Annotated in this window: 3 protein-coding genes; 2 read left to right on the top strand and 1 reads right to left on the bottom strand. The window is 60.5% G+C overall.

Going from position 1 to position 2,208, the window contains the following annotated elements; genetic code table 11:
* Nucleotides 1-9: 9 nt before the first annotated feature.
* Nucleotides 10-309 (bottom strand): AAA family ATPase, encoded by a 300-nt coding sequence (locus NW856_RS05685; protein ID WP_414350991.1) that lies wholly within the window; start codon nt 307-309, stop codon nt 10-12.
* A gap of 194 nt (nt 310-503) precedes the next feature.
* Here NW856_RS05685 and NW856_RS05680 point away from each other — a divergent pair, with 194 nt between their 5' ends.
* Both NW856_RS05680 and rpsU read left to right on the top strand, forming a co-directional pair.
* Nucleotides 504-1,787: a trypsin-like serine protease gene (locus tag NW856_RS05680; RefSeq protein WP_414399473.1), complete on the top strand. Its 1,284-nt coding sequence runs from the start codon at nt 504-506 to the stop codon at nt 1,785-1,787.
* A gap of 99 nt (nt 1,788-1,886) precedes the next feature.
* Nucleotides 1,887-2,072 (top strand): 30S ribosomal protein S21, encoded by a 186-nt coding sequence (gene rpsU / locus NW856_RS05675; protein WP_011432857.1) that lies wholly within the window; start codon nt 1,887-1,889, stop codon nt 2,070-2,072.
* The last annotated feature ends 136 nt before the right edge of the window (nt 2,073-2,208 follow it).

The raw sequence follows: 2,208 nt of genomic DNA, 5'->3' as shown, positions 1-2,208 counted from the left end.
GGCGGGGCTTTAGACCCAGTTTTTTGGTAACTGTTCCGGGGTGGGACGGGCAGGAGTGTCGATCACCGTGTGCTGAAAGCCCGTGGGCGTGGGAGTGGTGGGATCCCCGGCCAATACCTTGATAGGAAAGGATGATCCCCGTTCTGCCCAGCGAGAGGCCGAGCGATTGGGATCGGCGTCGATCAACAGGGCCATCCCCGACCCACCCGCAGGAGCTGCCCCTTGTTTTTGCTGAAGGTAGAGGGCCAGGTGTACCGCCGTGGTGGTTTTGCCCACGCCCCCTTTGAACCCCAAGACCGCGATATTCATCTGCCACACACCCTCCCACCCTGGTTTTACTGCCCAGGTGCACGGGCGGCAAGAGGCAAAAGTGGGCATTGGGGTCTTGGGGCAACTCGGGAGAGCCGGCCGCGGGGAGAAGTTCTCCCGGTTGCGCAATCCTTAGGCTTCGCCGGTAGGATATCCTTGGCTGGCATAACCGGCTGGCTTTGGAGAATCTGACCATGCCTCATCTCTCGCGATCCCATTCCTCCTTGGGCTTGGCTCGCTCTTGGTCTATTCCGCTGGGGTTGTGTCTGGCCCTGAGCATAAGCGCCTGTGGCGGCAGGGGTTCCAGTCGCCCGCTTCCCCCAGTCTCAGCTCCTCCCACAGGACGAATTGAGGGATCCCATTTCGACGATCTCAACGGCAATGGGCTGCGGGATCCGGGGGAGCCGGGGCTGCCGGGCATTACCACGTTTTTGGACTTAAACGGCAATGGCCGCCTCGACTCGGGGGAGCCCAGCACCGTCAGCGATGCCAGCGGTAACTTTCGCTTCTCCAACTTGCCCCCTGGCACCTACCGCGTCACCGCCCTTTTGCCCCCAGGGCGAGTGTTCACCACGCCGCGCTCAGGCTTGGGGCTGGAGCGGATTGTGGGCGGCAGACCTGCTCCCGAAGGGGCCTTTCCCTGGATGGTGGCCTTGCTGAACGCGGCTGAGCCGGATCCCTTTCGAGCGCAGTTTTGCGGCGGATCCCTGATCGCACCGGAGTGGGTGCTCACCGCTGCCCACTGCTTTTTCGACGATCAAGGCAAGCAGGTAGTGAGTGCCCAAAATCTGGATCTGCTGTTGGGTACCAACCGCTTGCAAATCGGTGCCGGCCAACGCATTCGCGCCGCGCAAATTGTCCTCAACCCCGGCTACAACCCCCAGGTGGGGAAACTTGGGGGGAACGACATTGCCCTGGTGCGCCTTTCTCGGCCAGTGGCTCTGGCCACCCTGCCACTGGTGCAGCCCAACCAAACCAACCTGACTGCCCCTGGTACTCTCGCCACCATCCTTGGCTGGGGAGCCACCTTCCCCCGTCTCGAGGAGGAGCCCAGCGGCTTTCCCGGGGCTCTACAGCAGGCTGAAGTTCCCATTGTCGCCAACGAGGTGTGCAACGCGCCCCAATCCTACAATGGCACCATTTTAGATACCATGCTCTGCGCCGGCTTTCCCCAGGGAGGAGTCGATACGTGTAAGGGCGATAGTGGTGGGCCTTTGATTGTGTCCAGTGGCACGGGTTTTGCCCTGGCCGGAATCACCAGTTTTGGCATCGGCTGCGCCCAGCCCAATTTCTATGGGGTGTATACGCGGGTGTCTAGCTTCGCCGGTTTTGTGCAATCGGTAATCGGCAGTGCCCCCAGCCCAACTCCAGCACCACCCTCCCCTCCACCCCCCACCGGGACAACTGCTTCATTCGTTGTCAATTTGAGGGAAGGTGAGGTGGTTGCGGGGCTCAACTTTGGCAGCCGGCTACAGTGAATAGGAACTGTAGCAGCAAGCAGCGGGGCGGAGATGGTTTAGGATAGGGATCCCTGTTGTAACCAAACCCATTTGATTGACGGAGGAGATGTCTTGCTTATGACCCAAGTGACGATTGGCGAAAACGAAGGGATCGAATCTGCGCTGCGTCGCTTCAAGCGTCAGGTTTCTAAGGCGGGCATTTTGCGGGATTTGCGCAACCATCGGCACTTTGAAACCAACCTAGAAAAGCGCAAGCGCAAAGCGGTGGCCGTCCGGCGGAACCGCCGCAAATCTATGGCCTAGGCCATTGCCGACACTCGGAAATCTGAACCCCTCTGAACAGGGCTTGTGGCCTTGCCTGAGGTTCTGACGTTAGTTTCTCGGAATCTGGGTTGGGCCAGCCTGCAGGGAAGCCCCGCACTCTCTGCAACAGCAGGAG

This window comes from Synechococcus sp. R3-13, assembly GCF_047462195.1.
Taxonomy (GTDB): domain Bacteria; phylum Cyanobacteriota; class Cyanobacteriia; order Thermostichales; family Thermostichaceae; genus Thermostichus.
The sequence above is the reverse complement of the archived record's forward strand: the minus strand, read 5'-3'. Positions and strand labels throughout refer to the sequence as shown.